The organism is Paenibacillus sp. FSL L8-0333 (genome assembly GCF_037965665.1).
In the GTDB taxonomy this organism is placed as follows: Bacteria; Bacillota; Bacilli; order Paenibacillales; family Paenibacillaceae; genus Paenibacillus_AQ; species Paenibacillus_AQ odorifer.
Map to the genome: position 1 here is coordinate 1,035,995 of NZ_CP150186.1, position 17,746 is coordinate 1,053,740.

Here is a 17,746-nt window from a genome sequence, read left to right on the forward strand (position 1 = left end):
TGTTCACACAACCCGCTAAACTTATCTCACTACTAATCATGGTCGTTCACTTGTCGACATAGGTTATGCCACCGTCACTATATTGAATCTCACCCACCACACTACTAACTTCACATATTCATAATAAGTAATCCCGAAATCCCGAAATCCCGTAATCCCGTATCCTGCATTCCATAATCCCTACCGCCCAAAGCTCATGCTACCCACGGATTCCACTATAAACACAGGAACATATTGCTCGCCTATGTCTGTTCCAACAAGCTCATATCCATTCTGATATTGGCCACTAACTAACGCGTTACCTGTAACGGAACCCACTTCTCCTTGAAGCAAAATATAAATCCCATCCGAGTAAGCAAGACTATTGCCGAAGTTATCTACGACGATCTCACAATGAAAAGAGACCTTTTCCAAAGGATGAGTGGTCAGATCCGCAGCTGAGATTACAGCATACTCCTGAACAATCTCCGCGAATTGATAGATGCCGTCTACTTTACGGTAAAGTGCCGTTTGCCCGTCAACACCGTCTCCAAGATCCGCATTAGGCACGAGAATAGAGTCATCGGACTGGAGTTCATAACCATCGCCAGCTATTGAAAATAACTGCGAAATACCATTTGATTTCATCTCATATGCTGTGAAAAGGGTGCGTCCACCTTCAACCTCAGATTGGGCTAAAACCACAGGTACACCTGAAGAGGTTGCCAACTGTTCATTAAAAGTAAGACTGCGCAGACTCTCGAAGCGTGGCAAGCTGTTTCCGGTTAATGTGACCACATTGTCGTCGTTATTCATCGCAGCATAATAGAGCACGCCACTGTTATCCGTCCCGGCGACGATCACTTTTGTGCCCGATAGTCCTTTGCGGGAGATGACGTTGTCGTATTTGTTTTGCTCTTCACCGCCAGGAAGGAGGCGAACAGGCTCAGCGATATTCCAGGCCAGCCTAGCAGCGGCAATGTTTGTCGAAGTATCCTCTAGCGGAGCAAGCTCTCCGTATAATTGTATCGCCTCAGCATATTGACCTTTAGTAGTCAGACGTTTGGCATTTTTTAGTAGCTTAGTCTTACTAGTATCGATCAAAGTCAGCACCTTGGATGAAGTGACACCTGCCGATCCTGCAAAATTACGATAAGCTACAGCATGCCCAGCAAAAGCTGTGATATTGTCACCTTCGAGATCTTTGTTCAAGATGATCTTCCCGCTGCTTTCTGCTTGTTGAAGTACCCAAGGAGCTTCGTAATTATGCTGGCTATAAGCACTCATCAGGGACAGGGTGCTTTCCAGCATGCCGGTAAAGTTTCCTGCTCCTGCTAAGGATTTTAATATAGCTGTATCATGGCTTTTAAACTTTGAGGCTAGTAAATCCTCTTTGGAAGCTGCACTTCCATAATAAGCATCAGGAATCTGCAAAAGATTCCATTTGAAGTTCTCTTCATTACTCACCCCTCCGCTCTGGTTCTGGGCAAGCTCGGCAAGGAACTGCTCCTTAAACTGACGGAAATAAGAGGTGAACTGGTCTGAAATGCCTGAGGCCGACGATAACTGGCGATAATAGGATTCATAGGGGCCGTCTGGCTTCATATATGTAGCTTTTAAACTGAGCAGAGCTTGGTAGCTCTTCATAAATCCGGCAAAATCCTTAGTCGCTGCTTCCTCCTTAGTAGAGGCTACCAAAACATTCAGAACTTTGCGGATATCTGTGATTGGAGCTAATTCATCCAGACGCTTTGCGACTCTTTCTTCCAGGTAATGAATAGAATGGTTGGCCGCTGCTTGGCGGTACTGATTCTCTGCATTAATCAGATCCCCAGCAGCGTAGAGACGGTCGGCTTCTTTGGTGATTTGTATTTTATCTGCGATGAGAAAAACCTTCTGTCCAAGCAGCACAAGCATGCATATACACAAAATGATCATAAAGTTTCGCAGGGTTATTAATTGTTTGAACGTCATATAGAGTAGCCTCTTTTTTCAAAATATAAGAAAGCCTAAGAAAGTATAAGTTTTACAGTATACATCATCCTTATATTTCTGTGAGAAACGGTTGGTTATCATCAATAAGGATGATGTTTGCTTTATATTGGCTCATCTTAGCTTTCAGGTCTATTGGACCTCCGGGTCCCAGCGATATTTGGCTTCACGAATGTCAGCTACCCTAAGGTCCAAGCCGTTCCAAGGTTCATGGGGATTCGCAGCAATGAGTTTGGACAACCGCATAAAACGGTCTTTGGGCAGATCTTGCACGTATCGGCCAATCATATTGGAGTAGAGCAGGGCATAACGCTTCATTCTTACCGCCGCTCCCGCAACGCTCGTAAGGATGGTTAAGCCGTTAGCCATCTGGCGAATCTCCACTTCATAGTTCTTCACATAGCGTAGTGTGCGATCCTTAATGAGATCGGGACGGACTTTAGCGATCTCGCCGATATATTCGGCTAGCAGTGGTTCGAAGTCTTTTAGAAGAAGCTGCTCCAGTTCTAGATCCATATCCTTGCGGAGTAAAAATCCATGCAGCAAAGCCACTCGCTGCCGCGCGATCCGGTCGCCGCGAAGCAGGATGGAGAGCTCGCGCAGCTTCTCATAGGCAAGAACATCATCTTCACGGAGTACGGAGACAGCTTCCTGACGGTTGACCTCCAGCCCTTCCTTGATGATGCCGATCCCACGACCAAGCAGCTCATTGAGAGAACGAAGATTCTCGTTCTGCCTTACTTTTCGCTGCGTATAGTACAATAGTCCAGCAAGCACAAGACCCCCGGCACCACACAATATCATTTGTTGGATGCTATTTCCAAAATAGACAGAGGCTAGTGTGAGCAGTAAGATGAATAGTAGGCGGGTATGCATCTTCCGTCTGGCTAGTGATGCTGCGTGCTGCTTTACAGCAATAAGTGAGGCTCTGCCACATTTGCTACAGCGGTCTTCGCCAAGAGCGGTATACCGTCCGCAGTGGCGACAGATGCGCAGCTTGTCATAAGCGTAACGAGGGGCCTTAAAGGGCCGGAAGGTAACGGGTCTTTTCTTATTCACGGCCTTTATCGCCTCCGTTCAAAGCGGCTAGCAGTCGATCGTTAATATCATCACGTGTCAGTGGTTTGCGCTGATGTGCGGCATAAATGGAAATCTGAATTACGGCAATTAGGAACGTAATCCCAAGAATGACGTATGAAATCATGGAACAATCCTTTCTCATGGACGCTCTGCAGTCCAGATGGCTTTTAGAATGATAATCTTCTATGCATCAATGCACTGGGTCCAGCGGTCCTAAAGTTGAAGTTTACAAGGTTTAATTATATCATAATGGCATGCTATTTACAGATTTTAGCGATAGTGCTGAACCTGTCATATGTGCCTAATATAACACAAGAGGAGCCCTATTTATGCTTCGTAAATATCAAAGTATTAGAACAACCAAGACTCTCTTTCTACGTATCTTTCCGGCATTGCTCCTGGCTCTTTGTCTAGCTGCCTCGCCTTTTGCAGCTGTTAAGGCTTATGCGGCAACGTCGGCGCAATCTCACATTGACGCTGTGCTTCTTATTGATGTCAGCAACTCCATGAAGACTAGTGACAAGAACAAAATCGCCAACGAAGCGATGAAAATGTTCATAGATATGTTATCCACCCAAGGTGATAAAGTAGGTATTGTTGCCTATACCGACAAGGTGCAACGGGAAAAGGCCCTGCTGCAAATTAGCTCGGAGAGCGATAAGCAGGATTTGAAGGATTTTATTGATGGTTTGGACCGAGGAGCTTACACCGATATCGCTATTGGCGTAGAGGAAGCTGTGAAGGTTCTGCAGAATGGAAGTGACCCTTCCCATGAGCCTATCATTGTAATGCTCGCTGACGGCAATAACGATTTCAACAAAGCGACAGGCCGGACGCAAAGTGAATCAGATAAAGAGCTGAAGGCGGCCGTAGAGGTTGCCAAAAAGAATGGCTATCCCATCTATACCATTGGACTTAATGCAGATGGCAAGCTGAATAAACAAAGCCTCGCCGACCTGTCCAATGAGACAGGTGGTAAAGCATTTTCGACGGACTCAGCAGATGATCTGCCGCAAATCCTGAGTGAGATTTTTGCCAGCCATTTGAAGCTGAAGGTAGTGCCTGTGCAGTCGATTACTGCAAATGGCGATTATCAGGATGTGACCGTCAACGTGCCTAACGGCAGTGTTTTGGAAGCCAATATCTCAATTATGTCTTCACAGCCTGTGACAGCGAAATTAACGGACCCGTCAGGGAAAGAAGTTGCGATCCCCTCAAACAATGTCCTGCTGTCCAAGTCTTCTACTTATAGCTTGATTAAGCTACTGTCACCGCAGGAAGGAGATTGGAAACTTCAGGTTAAAGGTGTGCCAAAGGATAAGATTGATATTAATCTAGTCTTTAACTATGACTTGGAGCTTAAGATCGATGCGCTGCCATCAGCAACCTATAAAAAGGGTGATAAAATCGACATCACCTCGCATCTGTTCAGCAACGGTACTCAGGTAACACTCAGTAATTTGTATCAAGATATGAAGGCGGTACTGCTTGCTACAGATATCGATACAGGTGATGTGCAAGAAATCGAACTGGATAACTCCGGAGCTGTCTTCAAGGGTACATTTGAGGTAAAAGAAAGCCATAACTACGAGTTGAAGGTACGGGCAGAGGAAAGCAGCTTTTATCGGGAAAGTGCACCTGTCCAAATCAGCGCGAAGACAGGCGGAGCAGCAACAACAGCACCTTCTACAGGGACTGGCAATGAAGAACCCCTGAAGGAAGCTTCATCCAAAACCCTGTATTACATTATAGGGGGCATTCTTTTAGTGCTGGCAGCTGGTGCAGCATGGTATGTGCTGAATAAGAAATCGGCACGTGGTTTTGTAGGACAGCTGGTAGTAGAGGTTAAAGACAGCAATACGGGTGAGAAGACCTACCCACAATATAAGAAGCTTGCAGGCTTCAAGGGCAAGTTCACCCTTCATCAGCTGCTGCAATTGGCGCCTGAACTGAAGGAGAGCGAAAGTGTTATTTTCACACCGGCTAAGAATGACCGATTGCTGTTACGCAGCGGAGAAGGTGTTACTGTGGAGAGATCCGGACGTGCTGCGGATGCTTCGCGTGGTCTTGAACTGAAGAGTGGGGACCGCGTTTCAGTATCTCTACAGACGGTAGATAAGACGATTTATCTGGAATATTTAGTATAGTAGGCAATGGCAATGTATGCCGCAGAAACAGTTTTGCTGCAAGATATCTGAAGTACAGCTTCCGCAAAACTTTTAGGAGGATAAGCATATGAAACCAGTAGTAAGAGAGCATATACAGCAGTTGGATGTATCACTAGGCGGCGGGATTGTCAGCGATAAAATCAGGGTGGATACGATTGATAATCCGATCCTGATCATTGGACTAGGCGGCACGGGCATTGATGCCCTGCTGCGTCTTAAATATCAGATTAACCGCCGCTTTAAGCTGCCGGAGGATCCAATATCCAAGAAGAAACGGGACAAGCCGGATAATGTGGAATTTCTAGCTTTTGAGACGAATGAACAGGATCGCGGAAAAAAATACAAAGGCATTGGGCTGGACCCGCAAAATGAATTTGTACTCCTGGCGAATGCTGAAATCGGCGGACTGCTACAGAACCGTAGTATTCTCGATTCTTATATTACAGATTGGCTGTCACCTGAGTTAAGTATTACAGATGGTATGAATGGTGCCGCTGGCGTGCGGCAGGCTGGACGTCTGCTTTTGTTCACCAAGATTAATCAGGTTGTAGGCGCGATTGATAAGAAGATCAAGACGTTATCCGTAGGCACTAACAAAAAGCTGATGGTCTTTCTGCTGACAGGTCTGTCGGGCGGTACAGGCAGTGGGGCTTTCTTGGATATTGCCTATATCGTACGCGGTATTATTGAACGTGACTACGGATCAGCCGGTATTGACCGTGTGAACACACTGGGTTATCTCTTTACACCTGACGTGAACCTGTCTAATAAAAGTCTAAGTGAGCACACGCGTGAATATATTCGCAAGAACGGTTATGCAGCGCTAAAAGAGCTGGATTACTGGATGAATGTGGACAGTCGTGGTGAGCGATTCCAGCAGCAATACGGTAATATTTTGACGGTAAATTCACCGCTGCCTCCATTTAATCTATGTCATTTAATCTCTGCAACGAATACCGAGGGTAAGCTGCTGGAGAATGCGTACGATTACTGTATGAACGTAACGGCGGAGAACATCACGAACTTTATGGCGAGTGAAGAAAAACAGTCTGGTGAAGAATTCGCCATCCATGACTATATCAGTAATATCCGCACCAACATTGCGCAGATGAACAAGACCTACCCAGCTAACTATGAATACAACATTATCGGTGCCTCGTCTGCTGTGCTTCCGATTGAGGAAATGACGACTTACCTGGCTTTCCGCTTGTTTGATAAAATGGAAAAAATGTTCCAGCAGGCCCCTGGTCAAGAGGATGTAGAGAAATTCGCACGTAAGCTGGGGATTGATCTCGACAGTATGATCAAGACGTTTGAATCCCGTGTGCCTGAGCCGTTGCCAGGCTACGAGAACAGCGAACGCTTGAGCCATGCCAATGTTGTTAAGAATCAAGTGGTAAGCATGGATACAGAGCTGGAGCAGAACTTCCTGGCTCGTGCCCGTGAAGAATATATCAAATCGAAAAAGCAGTTGCCTGGCGAAATTGTGGGACGTTTCAGTGAAGAGCTGGAGCGCATCTTCCTGCACCCAGAGCAAGGGCCATTCTACGTTTCCCGCCTGCTGTATACCGAGAAGGGCTTCTGTATTTTGAAGCTGATTCAGTCTTATATTGAGGCTTTACGTGAAAGCTTGTTGCGTTTGCCACGTGATATTGAGACGGCTCAGGACAGTGCGGATGAGAAGCTGAGCGATGCCCGCAGTGCTTTTGTCTCCAAAGAGAAGAAGAAAAATGCCTATATTGAGGCTAAAATCAATGAATATTGGCTGCACGCCGATGTAGAACGCACTGAGCAAATGATTCAATTTTACGAGGACTTATATGAGCTCTTAAACGATGAGAACAGCCGGATTTACGGTGTGTTTACAGAGATTCTTAGTGCGCTTAGCTCGATTTTTGCCAAAAACGGGGACATCCTTATCAATGGCGAAGAGCAGGCAGACTATAAAGGAAACAAAACTTATTATTGGAACATTGTGAACGTGCCGGATATTTCGGCGACCATCTCCAAGATCATGGATCAGAAGGACGGCGACGACCTGATTCGCGACTTCACCCGTGAAATGCTGAAGCATTCCGGACGTTGGGTCAAAGAGCAGGAGATTGATATCGTCCGCTCGATTTCGGAATTCCTTAGCGATAAGTTTGGGGATCTGATTACCCGTTCGATGGAGGATTTCCTTGTGATGAAATTCGGCCATGAAGAGCCGCTGGATAAATTCGTTGAGCGGATTATTGCCGGTAAATTGGACGAAGAGGCTGTGCCTACCTTCCACCTTAGCAATAGCTCGGGCAGCTTACATTTCCCATCATGGGGTTTCGTTTCCGTGCCTGTTAAAGCGCCGGGTATCCTAAAAGGGATTCGTAATTATCAGAATAATGCGCTTGGCAAATCGCAATTTACGATCAAGGAAAGTCAAGTGAAAAACCGTATTTTCTGGCTTAACACACGTAACGGTGTGCCACTTTTCGTATACACGCCGCTGCGGGTGTTTGAAGAGAACTATGAGCGGACCATTCTCGACAAGGAAGGGATTGGCCGCCATCTCGTGATGACGGATAAGAACAACTGGACGTATCTGCCTTCTCCGATTCCGGAAAAATCATGGGGCGACACTTACGTCAATTCTCGTGTACGTGATTATAACGCTAGAGTGCGTGCAGACTTTGCAAAAGCGCTGGCAAGTGGAGTCATTATTGAAAAAGGTGTAGATGAGAACACAAGTAACAGATATTCTGTTGTGTTCACCAAACCTTTTGATCTGGACGCCATTTTGAGTGGTTTCGATATGCAACTGCAATCCACACGCCCGAATCTCGGTGAAGTGAAGAAGGCGGTTGATGAGCTGAAGAGTCTGCGTGAGAAGGGCTTGGAGCGCGAAGGCATTAAAGATATCTTTGGCAGCATCAACAAGGACATGGCGCAGGAGAATCTCATTCGTTCACCGCAGCTGATTTCACGTGTTCGTGTGGAGTTGGCCAAATATGCTGAACTGACTGCCAAAGCCGCTGAGCTTGAAGGTGTGCTTCATCAATATCTGGACGAAGATAAGTGGATGGATCAGTTCATTGAAGCTTTGTATACGGACAGCATTATCAAAAAAGGCGCACTCTACGTTTATGACCGTGATGAAGAAGAGGACGCTTGGGAGCCGTTTGCTAATTTGATGAAAGAGCGCAGCTACGTAGAGTATGCCGTGTATCGGCACTTCCGGGAGCTGGATGAGAAGAGCCGCAGCGTACTGCTGCGTAAGGCAGCACGTCGTGCAGGTGAAATGACTGCCGCTGAAGACGTTACCCCGCTGCTCTATAAGCTGGAAGGACTGTATGTATCATTCCTGGAAGCACGCGACAGCTTGGAGTACGAACGGGTAGAGTATGAGAGCGGCGATGAGATGTACGGATTCTACAAGAGCATGACTAGCAAGCTCGGCAGTATCCGCAGAAAGTTGAAATAGGCCTATGATCAAAACACAGGCATTATCTTATGGTGAACAATATGCGGTACAGGAAGAGGCACAGCGCAGCAAAGGGGATGGACGCAGCAGCATCCATTACCCTGCCCTGTTTCTGTTCGTAGGCGACAAGGTTGCTCCGGCCATCGGTCCGGTGCTGGATAGCTGCGAACGAAAATGGGATAACGCCGGCGGGGTTATGGCATTACATGCTGTGTCAGGTGCGGAAAAAGAGGGAACAGACGGAAGCAAAAGTAGATCTGATGCGGGAGGAAAAGACCGGGTGCTGGCCATGGCTTTGCCGGAAACGGCAGGGTCAGATCCACGCACTGTGCGTCATGAACTTTACCGCAAGTTTCATGAGGATACACGTTATCTTGCTGAAATGAATAAAGTTATCCGGCGGCTGAGCAACAGTATAGCGGATTATGGACGTCTATATTCATCTTTTGACGTCATCCATCTCTCTATCATTACGCGGGTTGATGATCCGCCTAATGTATTGCTGCCGGAAATTACACTGCTGGCTCGTGCTGTACTCGGCCAGTCCTTCAAGTCCGTACAGACAGATCTCTACGCTCTGATCAATGAGCGGGAGCAAGGGGATAATTTTGGATATTCCAGCTCAGTAGGGCTGGCTTTTCTGCGTGAATTGGACAGAATGCAGGCTACGGACTATAAGTTTAATGCGCCGTTACTTGTGACGGAAGACGGTCTGTCGATTCCAGTTGGCCATGGTCCTTCCGCATTATTTGACCTTGTGTATCTGCTCTCCGATAAGAATGAGCGCGGTATGATGTCTGCACACGGTATGGATGACAACTACGAGATTATTTCTCATATTAGTCTGCTCAAAAATCGGGTCCGCCCGGCTTCTGATCAGGCTACTGGTCATGGCGGATATAACAATATGACCTTCAAAAGCGGCATCAGAGGCAGCACTGGAAGACAAGGCTACGCCTCTGCTGGCTTTTCCGGGGTAAGAAGACCTAATGTTCAAATTGCTTTGGCAGTGCTGTATCATGCGTTCCGGCGGCTTGTCTCCGATATGAGTGAGGGCAGTTCGTGGACTATACGTGAACGGCAGGCGTTGTTAGGGCTGGACCCTGACAGCTTGCGGGAACACGCGGTACAGCTACTTCCGGAGAAAGACGGCCTGAATGAAATGACGGGTTTAATGAGTCACGGACGTCCTTCCTATAATGAACTGAAGCAGCTGTCACTTCGTGAAGCTGAACGGCAGTTGTTCGGTGAAGGGGGCGAAGCTTATTTCCGCAATAACTTTGTGGCAGAGTCAAACCGGAGAGTAGAGGGAATGAATCCATTACGCCAATGGCGCACTATGCTGGCGGCACAGGAAACATCTACGCCTGCGGTAAGCTTTTATCAGCTTGCGGAGTGGACGGCAGATCGTGATGAAGCCGGAAGTGTGCTCCATCTTTTACGTCAGCATATGGCAGGCTTGCGTTCCGCGATTCTCTCCATGCAGGAGGAGCTTGAGGATCTTTATGCAGAAAGCGTGGAGCGCCAGCCGTTCCAGCGTGTGCTGCTTTTTGACAAAAGAACAGTACGTAACTTCATTCATTACTTATTCTCAGCCGTATATGGCAAAAAATATGAACTATTGGGCCTAGAAAGTGAGCTTGCCCTATGCAGTCGTTTGGAATCTGCACTTGAGCAGCTTCATATGGAAAGTATGGCTCGTGTGAAAGCTATGGAGACTTTGGAGGAAGAATTGCGTATTACTGTTATGGACAGCATTGGGCGAACAAACGAAACAACGGGCCAGAACGTAATGGAATACTACCGCGTAGTCACAGAAGAAGTGATGAAGGATATCGAAACCCGGCGTGGACCTGGAATATTCTTCAGTGAGAAGTACATGGGCAGTATCTCCAAGCTCTTAGAACAAGGGAAAGAAGCTGTGATTGAGCGTTTGATTGATATTTGCCGCCGGGAGCTGCTGACAGCAGAACCTTTCAATTTATCTTTTGAGGAAGAGCTTCTGCGGCGTGCAAATGTTGCGGCAGCCTATGAGAATCGTCAGGTTCTATCGAGGGAAGAGCTGTTCAAGCGCTTGTATCATAATTTGGAAGAAGGCGCGGCCATTAATGTTCGGCTATTCGAATATACGCAAGAGCATCGTCATGAGGAGAAATATTTCTTCGGAGACAGTTCATCAGAATTCCTACGCTACGCATTTGGAGTGGATGAGACAACTCGGATTTACCGGTTAGGATTCGTGCATGAGCAGCGGAGGAGCGGAGTGGAGAAGCTCAACCTGATGGGCGGCTTTCATTTAGAAGACCTGCTCTATTATCGCAACGGTAAGGTCTATTATGAGACTTATGCTCAGAATGGCTATCAGCTCCATGGGCTGAGTGAAGATCAGCTTCCTGAGATGCGCTGATGGCGTAATAGATGGGTACCCTCACTTTGAGTCCCTTTATTGCCTTTGTGCAGTATTTGATACAGTAGATTTAAGTAGATTTCTGGGATAGGGACATTTCTCCTTATTTCCAATGCACACTGTGCAATAGAATAGAAATAGTTGTTCCTCCTACTCCATTCTATTGCACAAAGTGCAATCTGGGGGATGATAACACATCCGGGTAGCCCGTTTATCAGGCAGCATAACCCCCGGAATGTTTAAAGGATAATAGTACAATTCAGGTTTTCCCGGAAAGGAAGTATAACGATGCAGAGAAAAATCAATCTGCTGCTGCTCTTCTTCAGTCTGATCGGCGGCGGGGTCGCCTTTCTTTTTGGCGAATGGCTGCTAAGCTGGTATAACGATCTGCCTTCCATCCTGCTTGTGGGTATTTATTTTGCCATTGTGGCGCTGGGTGTCGGTGTAGGCTGCCTGCTTGCAGAGATGATCTCGCCACGACTGAACGGAGCTTCATGGAAACAACGCTACCTGGGGTTATCGTGGAAACTGCTGCCTCTGATGATTGTCCTTGCACTTGGAGTTGGAGCCTTAACGGAGTTCGTTTATGAACTGAATTTTGGCGGTGCCAGACCGGTTAAGAATGTGGTGATGGCTATCGATGACTCAGGCAGTATGACGCAGAGTGATCCCGATAATAGCCGGTATTCAGCAGCAAAAGCGTTAATTACAAAAATGGACACTGACAATAAGGTGGCCGTGGTGACCTTTAACAACGAAGCTGTAGTTGTCCAGCCTTTAACGCCACTTTCAAATTCGGAGAATCGTGAGAAGGTGCTGACTGCAATCGATAATCTGCAGCCAACCGAAGGCGGCACGAATATTAGCGGTGCGGTCTCGGAGGCACTCAAGGAAATTGATAGTGACGGCAAAAAAGACCAAGGAGCTATGGTCATCTTGTTGTCTGACGGAGTGAGTAATTTCGATACCACAAGAGAGTTGCAGGCTTATGTAGAGCGCGGTATTGCCGTGAATACCATTGGTCTGGGCTTGAATGATCCAGCAGGCAATCAGCTGTTGCAGGATATTGCGAGAGTGACAGGCGGACACTATTATGATGTCAAGGATTCAGCCCTTCTGGGCGATGTGTTCCAGCAGATCTATGACCGTCTGGGAGATCGGACGCTGCTAACTGAGCGCAGTGATTCAACGGCAGACAGTCCTTATTATGCTGCGGTTCGTATATTATCATTGATGTTGATGGGGGCTGCGCTTGGATTAGGTCTGGGGATTATGTTTGATAACCGTCATTTGGCTAAAAGCTTTGGGATTGGCGGCGTAATATCAGGCTTGTTCGCAGGACTGATTCTGGAATTTGGACTTAGCGGTGACTCCTTTACAGATAGTCTTATTCGTCTTCTGGCTGTTCTTATATTAGCTGCTATTATTGCATTATTTACAGGCGTCATTCCGGTAGGTGAAGGACGTATTTATCGAAATAGAAGAAACAATAACGCAGCGCCTGCACCAGCATCGGATAACTTTCCGGGTCGGCGCAGAAGCCGGAACAGCAAAGGATTCTAGTGTAGCGGAAAGGGGTTTACAGTAATGAGGTACGCCGAGGTTAATGCTTCCGCTCCGGGAATAACGGATGTGACATCCCAAGTGGATGACCGATTCTGTACGCTGAGATGGCGCTGGCCGGACGGCGTGCAGGCGGTGTACATCCACAAAACCTCCGCAGAAGCGGCTGACATGGGAACCGGAGATGATCCGCCGATCGGTATGAAGCTCTACACTCGTGAGGAATACAAATCTAACAATGGTTATCGTGATCGATTGGATGAGATCGGATTGATATCCTATACGATATTTGCTCGTCTTGCTGAGAACGGTGAGACTGCCCTGGTGAGGCAAAATGATGGTGTGAACCGGGTGATGGTCAGTGCAGGCAAAGCCCGGATCTATTATTCCATTCAACAAAAAAAAGCCTTATTCGGAAAACAAAAGACCGTACATATGGCGATTACGGCAGAAGTGCCCGTGGCACGGGATGTCCTCTGTTATGTCAAGAAACGTGGAGGGCATCCGGCAGGGAAAGAGGATGGTATTCTCTTTCCCTTCGTCCAGGATTTCGCTCCTGGACGCAATGTACTTCCGCCGATTGAAATCGGTAAGGATGATTTTGTACGCATCTTTTTCACCGATGGCAAGAAATATGGGCTTTATTACGAATTGGTACCGGAGTGAGACTCGGTCTACGTGTACAAGCGGGTAATGAGCAGTGCGTTCATAGCAAGTACGTAGATACAACTTTTGGGAGGATGAGTAGATGTCTTTTTTTAGCCGTTTTATGAAAAAGAATCAGCCGGAGCCGCGGCCGCTTTTTTACGATATAGTGTGTCCGTATTGCTTCACCAAATTCTCTCCGGAGGATGTCGTCTTTCGGGCTATGCACAGCCGGGAGGACGATGAAAATTACGCATTGGGTGAGGATGACGCCTTGAACAAATACCGTGAGCGCTTCGGGCTCGATACGGTAGATGACATAGAAGCGATTATCAACCCGGCGGATATTCCGGAAGAATATCATCATTACACGGATCATGTGTTAACTGGGCTTACGGATCGTTACGGTGTGCTTACGCGCAGACGGCTTTGCCCGGCCTGCCATAATGAGCTGCCGGTGACTGCCGGGAAGGTGCCAAGTAACATCATATCGATTATCGGGGCATCCCAAGTCGGGAAATCGGTGTATATGACCTCGTTGATCCACACGTTGCAGCATACTACAGCAGGTCATTTTGATGCCGCTTGTATGCCGCTTAATGCAGAGATTAGCCGTAAGTTCCGTACATTGTATGAAGAACCGCTTTTTGAGCGCGGGGATCTGCTGGCTTCTACACAGAAGGAAAAAATGCAGGAGCCTTTTATCTTTCAATTTGTCTTTAAGGATGAAAATAAACCGCCACTGACACTTGTATTCTTTGATGTAGCAGGTGAGGGTATGGTGGATCAGGATTATCTTGGACTTCATGGTCAGCATATCAAGAACTCTGCGGGTATTCTGTTTATGGTCGATCCGCTGCAAATCCGTTCTATCCGTGAAAAGATTCATATTAACATCGGTGACCGTCCCGGAGAATGGGTCTCACAATATGACGAGCCGCGCGATGTGGTGCTGACGATGTTTGGTGATTTTATTGCCTATCAGGAAAAGAGTAAGACAGACATTCCAACAGCGGTTGTACTTGCAAAAAGTGATATGCTGCATTCGCTGAAGGATGAGGATGGCGATTATATCAAGTCCAACAGCAATGTGTTCAATAACTATGTTCATCGCAAAACATTAAACATGGACGAGTTCCATAACATCGACGGGGAAATTCGCAGATTTATTGGTAAGGTGGACAGACCCTTTAAAGATACGATGGATGTTTATTTCGCGAATACGGGTTATTTTGCAGTATCTGCGTTGGGCAGCAATCCTGTGAATCAAAAGATTGAGGGTGTAGTAAGCCCGATTCGTGTAGACGAGCCATTTATTTGGCTGCTGCATAAGCTGAAGTATATTGAGGGGAGCGACGGCCCGTGAATGGTTTCTCAGGGTCAACAATCGCCCAACAGATGTATACCCGCGAACGTCGCGGAGTGTTTCGTTCCACAGAAGGCTTCGATACGGTAGCGAAATCAGATAGTCTAGACAATAATTTTGTGAAAAAAATCCTTCATCCCTTCTGCCTCTACGATGCTCCTGCGGAGTTAACCGCACGTGGGGAGAAGGATGAGGCTGCATATCCTGGAGCGCTGCACCTATTTCATGCCGAGAACGGGGATACAGTTATTGGGCTTAGTCGTTATCAAGCGGCCGATTTCACAGGCCAACGAAGCGCCTTTTTTGCACATAACTATGTAGTTCCTGCTTCACGTTCCGAAGAAATTGTGCAGAGCTATGGAGACTGGCTGCATGCTGATTTTGCAGAGCGTTATACTGGAGAGCTTGGTGGAACCTTGCCGGAGCTGCCCTCTATTCCAGTTGTTCGCACAGACCGCAGCCCGGATCCAATCGCAGGCTTACGCTTGTTAGGGATTGATGAAGGGATATTCAAGGCGTTATTGCAAGCTGTGATGCTCTCTGTAGCAGGTAAGAAAAAAATCTACGTGGCTCTAAACGTACCTATCACCGAGTTGTCCGCGCGGGCGGTGGAGCTTACAGAAATTCTGTATAGCGTGCTGCCGTATGAATTCCGCCGTAGATTAGGCGTGATTACGTATGCGAATGAACCGCAAAGCCGTAAATATATACATCTTAGCTTTGTGGAAAAAGGTTCGCTGCGTCCCGGTGATCGTAGTATTGAGAAGGATTATACCTTCGATTTGGCTTCCGGACGGATGGGGAATGTCGATTTTGGTGAGTCCCGCCAGCCTTATGCTGATTTGGTGTGGAAGCTGTTACTGCTGAATCCAGGAGATATTAACGACTTTGTAAGCTTCGCTGATCAGATTCTGCGTGGAGAGAGTCCTGAGCATAAGCTATCCCTTGCTTTCTATAATGAGCTGGCTATATTTTATGAGATTGAGCAAGGGAACGAGCATTTATATACGGAGAATAAGAGTGCGGTGCTAAGTGGTTTGCTCTCTTACCTTAAACCAGACGGTGCAATTCATTCTAGAATCCGCTTGAACGATATTTTCTTAGAACGGTTCGACCGGGAATTTGATCTGATTCGGCAAAGGAATGTGCCAGATCCGGCGATTATGGAATGCTTTAAGGAGTATTTTGTACTTAAGGATCACAATTACAGGGTCAGAATCGTGGATTATTTCATCAATGGGATGCTTCATAGTGTGGAAGCGGGCCGCAAGGATATCTTGAGTGCCGCTTACGGGATCATTGAGAGTAATGATGAGTTAAGTGCAGCCTACTTCCAGCGCGTGATGTCTGAAACATATTTCCGTAAGCAGCTACTTGAGCCTTATATGGAATCAAGACTAGCTGCGGCGTCCAGATCTGCGGATATACTGAGCTTTGTACTCCATTGGGGGCGGTTCCTGCCAGTGGCGTTAGAGCAGTCTTTTGCTCAAAATGCTGTGAAGGATTATTTGCTTGAAAAGCTCCAGCTGGAACATGATCCGGTGGCTTCTGTAGCGGAAATTCATGAAATTGTAGATAAGGCAGAAAAAGATCGCCGCAAAGGAACAGGAGTTGCTCCTAAGGCACTCTCCCTAATGCAGGATCTTGCTGCTTCAGCAGATAGATTCTTACTGAATCGCTTATCGCTTTCCGATATGACGCAGGAGGAGCTTCTGGAGGTAGTTTTTTTACGTTATGGTAATGTTGTCGATTGGCAGCCGCCACTGGATAGGATTAGCAAGCAGAAAGAGAATGCGCTGCGTGCAGCTTACCGCTGGTTTGGTGAAGAGAAGCCGAATGAGGAGATTTTTGCAGGATTGTCTCCGCAGGAACTAGACGATGTGCAGCTACTGGGTCGTCGTTTGCTAAAAGAGGCGCGTGTTCTGGAACCCTTTGAACGGCTTCCGCTAGCCTTTTACTATACAACTCAGCGTGAAGGGGGTCCGCTGGATTACGATGCGCTTCTGGAGCTGTTAAAGCGTAAAGCCGGTTCCGACAAAGAAATCATCTATCGGTTTTTTGCTTGGTCGCAAGGCAATCCTTTATTTACGGTTTCGAATAAAAAGCTGCAACCGGGTTACCGTAAGGCGATTCTGAAGTATTTCCTAAGCAGTGATCGTGAAGCGTTCAAGAATCGGGAATTCCGAAAGAACTATGTCGCGGCAGCTCGGCCTGCTCTGCAAAATGTGTACAATGAAGCCCGCTCCCAACTGGCTTCCCCGCTGGCGCGCTGGATCAGCCGCAGCCGATTTCGACTCTTAATCTCCGGCTCCATTACGGGTATTCTGGTGATTATTGCAATTATCGTATTCAGTATGCTGCGTCCGGATGATACGAAGACGGCTCTGCCGGGGACAAGCCCTGAGCCGACCCCTGTTCAGAGTGCAGGTAATGAGCTGCCTCCGGCTTCAGTATACTTGAAGGATCAGAGCGACGAAGGAGATAAGGGGAGCAGCATATTGGTGTTCACCTTCGCAAGTGCAGATGACTGTGTGCAGTTTCAACCGACTGAGATTAGTTTAATGTCTTCGTCTACAGAGATAGATAAAAGCTTTAAGGTCGCTGCTACGAATGGCACTTGTCCAGTGCCGTCAACGGATGGGACGGATGAGGGAAACGCCGCTGACGATTCAGATGCCGCTGGCACTACTGGAGGAACAGCAGAAGGTGCAGATGCTCCTAACGCAGTAGCTGATGCTTCTCCGTCTCCTACGCCTTCCTCTGATACTGAGGACAGCACTGGGTTGCCTTCCGCAACAGCTGTGACTGAAGGTGAACAACCATCCTATCAGGTTGAGGTTACATTGGAGCCTGGAGCGACAATTCTAGAGAAAAGTATGATCAAGGCCGGAAGATTTACATTGATCGTAGATCCCGACCCTAATATTCCACCAGCTTCTGATTCAAGTGCTGAACCCTCCCCAACTGCAAATCCGGAAGGAACAGCTGAATAACAAGCTTTCTGAACAGCAATACCTACCGGCAGGTGGTGTATTGCTGTTCATTTTTTTGCTGCCCATACTAAGCTTTTCTATAGACATGCTATGTAT

At 47.3% G+C, this 17,746-nt stretch carries 10 protein-coding genes; 7 read left to right on the plus strand and 3 right to left on the minus strand.

Annotation, left to right across the window (positions count from 1 at the left end; genetic code table 11):
• Positions 1–180: 180 nt before the first annotated feature.
• The 3 genes from NYE72_RS04470 to NYE72_RS04480 all read right to left on the minus strand — a co-directional run bounded on the left by NYE72_RS04470 (position 181) and on the right by NYE72_RS04480 (position 3,175).
• Entirely contained in the window at positions 181–1,953 is a 1,773-nt protein-coding gene (locus NYE72_RS04470; protein ID WP_339211400.1) for a hypothetical protein, read from the minus strand.
• A gap of 150 nt (positions 1,954–2,103) precedes the next feature.
• Complete coding sequence (locus NYE72_RS04475) at positions 2,104–3,030, minus strand: hypothetical protein (RefSeq protein WP_038568869.1); 927 nt, start codon at positions 3,028–3,030, stop codon at positions 2,104–2,106.
• Complete coding sequence (locus NYE72_RS04480) at positions 3,023–3,175, minus strand: hypothetical protein (RefSeq protein ID WP_155986556.1); 153 nt, start codon at positions 3,173–3,175, stop codon at positions 3,023–3,025. The genes NYE72_RS04475 and NYE72_RS04480 overlap by 8 nt, the downstream gene beginning before the upstream one ends.
• Positions 3,176–3,380: 205 nt before the next feature.
• On the opposite strand from NYE72_RS04480, the gene NYE72_RS04485 reads away from it, so the two are divergent.
• From NYE72_RS04485 to NYE72_RS04515, 7 genes are all read left to right on the plus strand, one after another.
• The gene (locus NYE72_RS04485; RefSeq protein ID WP_076296143.1) at positions 3,381–5,198 is read left to right on the plus strand and encodes a vWA domain-containing protein; all 1,818 of its coding nucleotides are present in this window, start codon (positions 3,381–3,383) and stop codon (positions 5,196–5,198) included.
• An 88-nt stretch (positions 5,199–5,286) separates the two neighbouring features.
• Complete coding sequence (locus NYE72_RS04490) at positions 5,287–8,676, plus strand: tubulin-like doman-containing protein (RefSeq protein ID WP_076104209.1); 3,390 nt, start codon at positions 5,287–5,289, stop codon at positions 8,674–8,676.
• A gap of 4 nt (positions 8,677–8,680) precedes the next feature.
• On the plus strand, positions 8,681–11,083 hold the full coding sequence (locus NYE72_RS04495; protein ID WP_339211402.1) for a transcription initiation factor TFIID: 2,403 nt from the start codon (positions 8,681–8,683) through the stop codon (positions 11,081–11,083).
• 288 nt (positions 11,084–11,371) lie between these two features.
• Entirely contained in the window at positions 11,372–12,646 is a 1,275-nt protein-coding gene (locus tag NYE72_RS04500; RefSeq protein WP_339211404.1) for a VWA domain-containing protein, read from the plus strand.
• 24 nt (positions 12,647–12,670) lie between these two features.
• Positions 12,671–13,312 (plus strand): beta-mannanase, encoded by a 642-nt coding sequence (locus NYE72_RS04505; RefSeq protein ID WP_076099551.1) that lies wholly within the window; start codon positions 12,671–12,673, stop codon positions 13,310–13,312.
• 82 nt (positions 13,313–13,394) lie between these two features.
• Positions 13,395–14,657 (plus strand): hypothetical protein, encoded by a 1,263-nt coding sequence (locus tag NYE72_RS04510; RefSeq protein WP_038568871.1) that lies wholly within the window; start codon positions 13,395–13,397, stop codon positions 14,655–14,657.
• On the plus strand, positions 14,654–17,650 hold the full coding sequence (locus NYE72_RS04515) for a glycosyltransferase (protein ID WP_339211406.1): 2,997 nt from the start codon (positions 14,654–14,656) through the stop codon (positions 17,648–17,650). The genes NYE72_RS04510 and NYE72_RS04515 overlap by 4 nt, the downstream gene beginning before the upstream one ends.
• The last annotated feature ends 96 nt before the right edge of the window (positions 17,651–17,746 follow it).

What these genes read in the sequence shown, in the direction of transcription:
- NYE72_RS04470 (WP_339211400.1), bottom strand. Translation starts at nt 1,953, where the DNA reads ATGACGTTCAAACAATTAATAACCCTGCGAAACTTTATGATCATTTTG.
- NYE72_RS04480 (WP_155986556.1), bottom strand. Translation starts at nt 3,175, where the DNA reads ATGATTTCATACGTCATTCTTGGGATTACGTTCCTAATTGCCGTAATT.
- NYE72_RS04485 (WP_076296143.1), top strand. Translation starts at nt 3,381, where the DNA reads ATGCTTCGTAAATATCAAAGTATTAGAACAACCAAGACTCTCTTTCTA.
- NYE72_RS04490 (WP_076104209.1), top strand. Translation starts at nt 5,287, where the DNA reads ATGAAACCAGTAGTAAGAGAGCATATACAGCAGTTGGATGTATCACTA.
- NYE72_RS04495 (WP_339211402.1), top strand. Translation starts at nt 8,681, where the DNA reads ATGATCAAAACACAGGCATTATCTTATGGTGAACAATATGCGGTACAG.
- NYE72_RS04500 (WP_339211404.1), top strand. Translation starts at nt 11,372, where the DNA reads ATGCAGAGAAAAATCAATCTGCTGCTGCTCTTCTTCAGTCTGATCGGC.
- NYE72_RS04505 (WP_076099551.1), top strand. Translation starts at nt 12,671, where the DNA reads ATGAGGTACGCCGAGGTTAATGCTTCCGCTCCGGGAATAACGGATGTG.
- NYE72_RS04510 (WP_038568871.1), top strand. Translation starts at nt 13,395, where the DNA reads ATGTCTTTTTTTAGCCGTTTTATGAAAAAGAATCAGCCGGAGCCGCGG.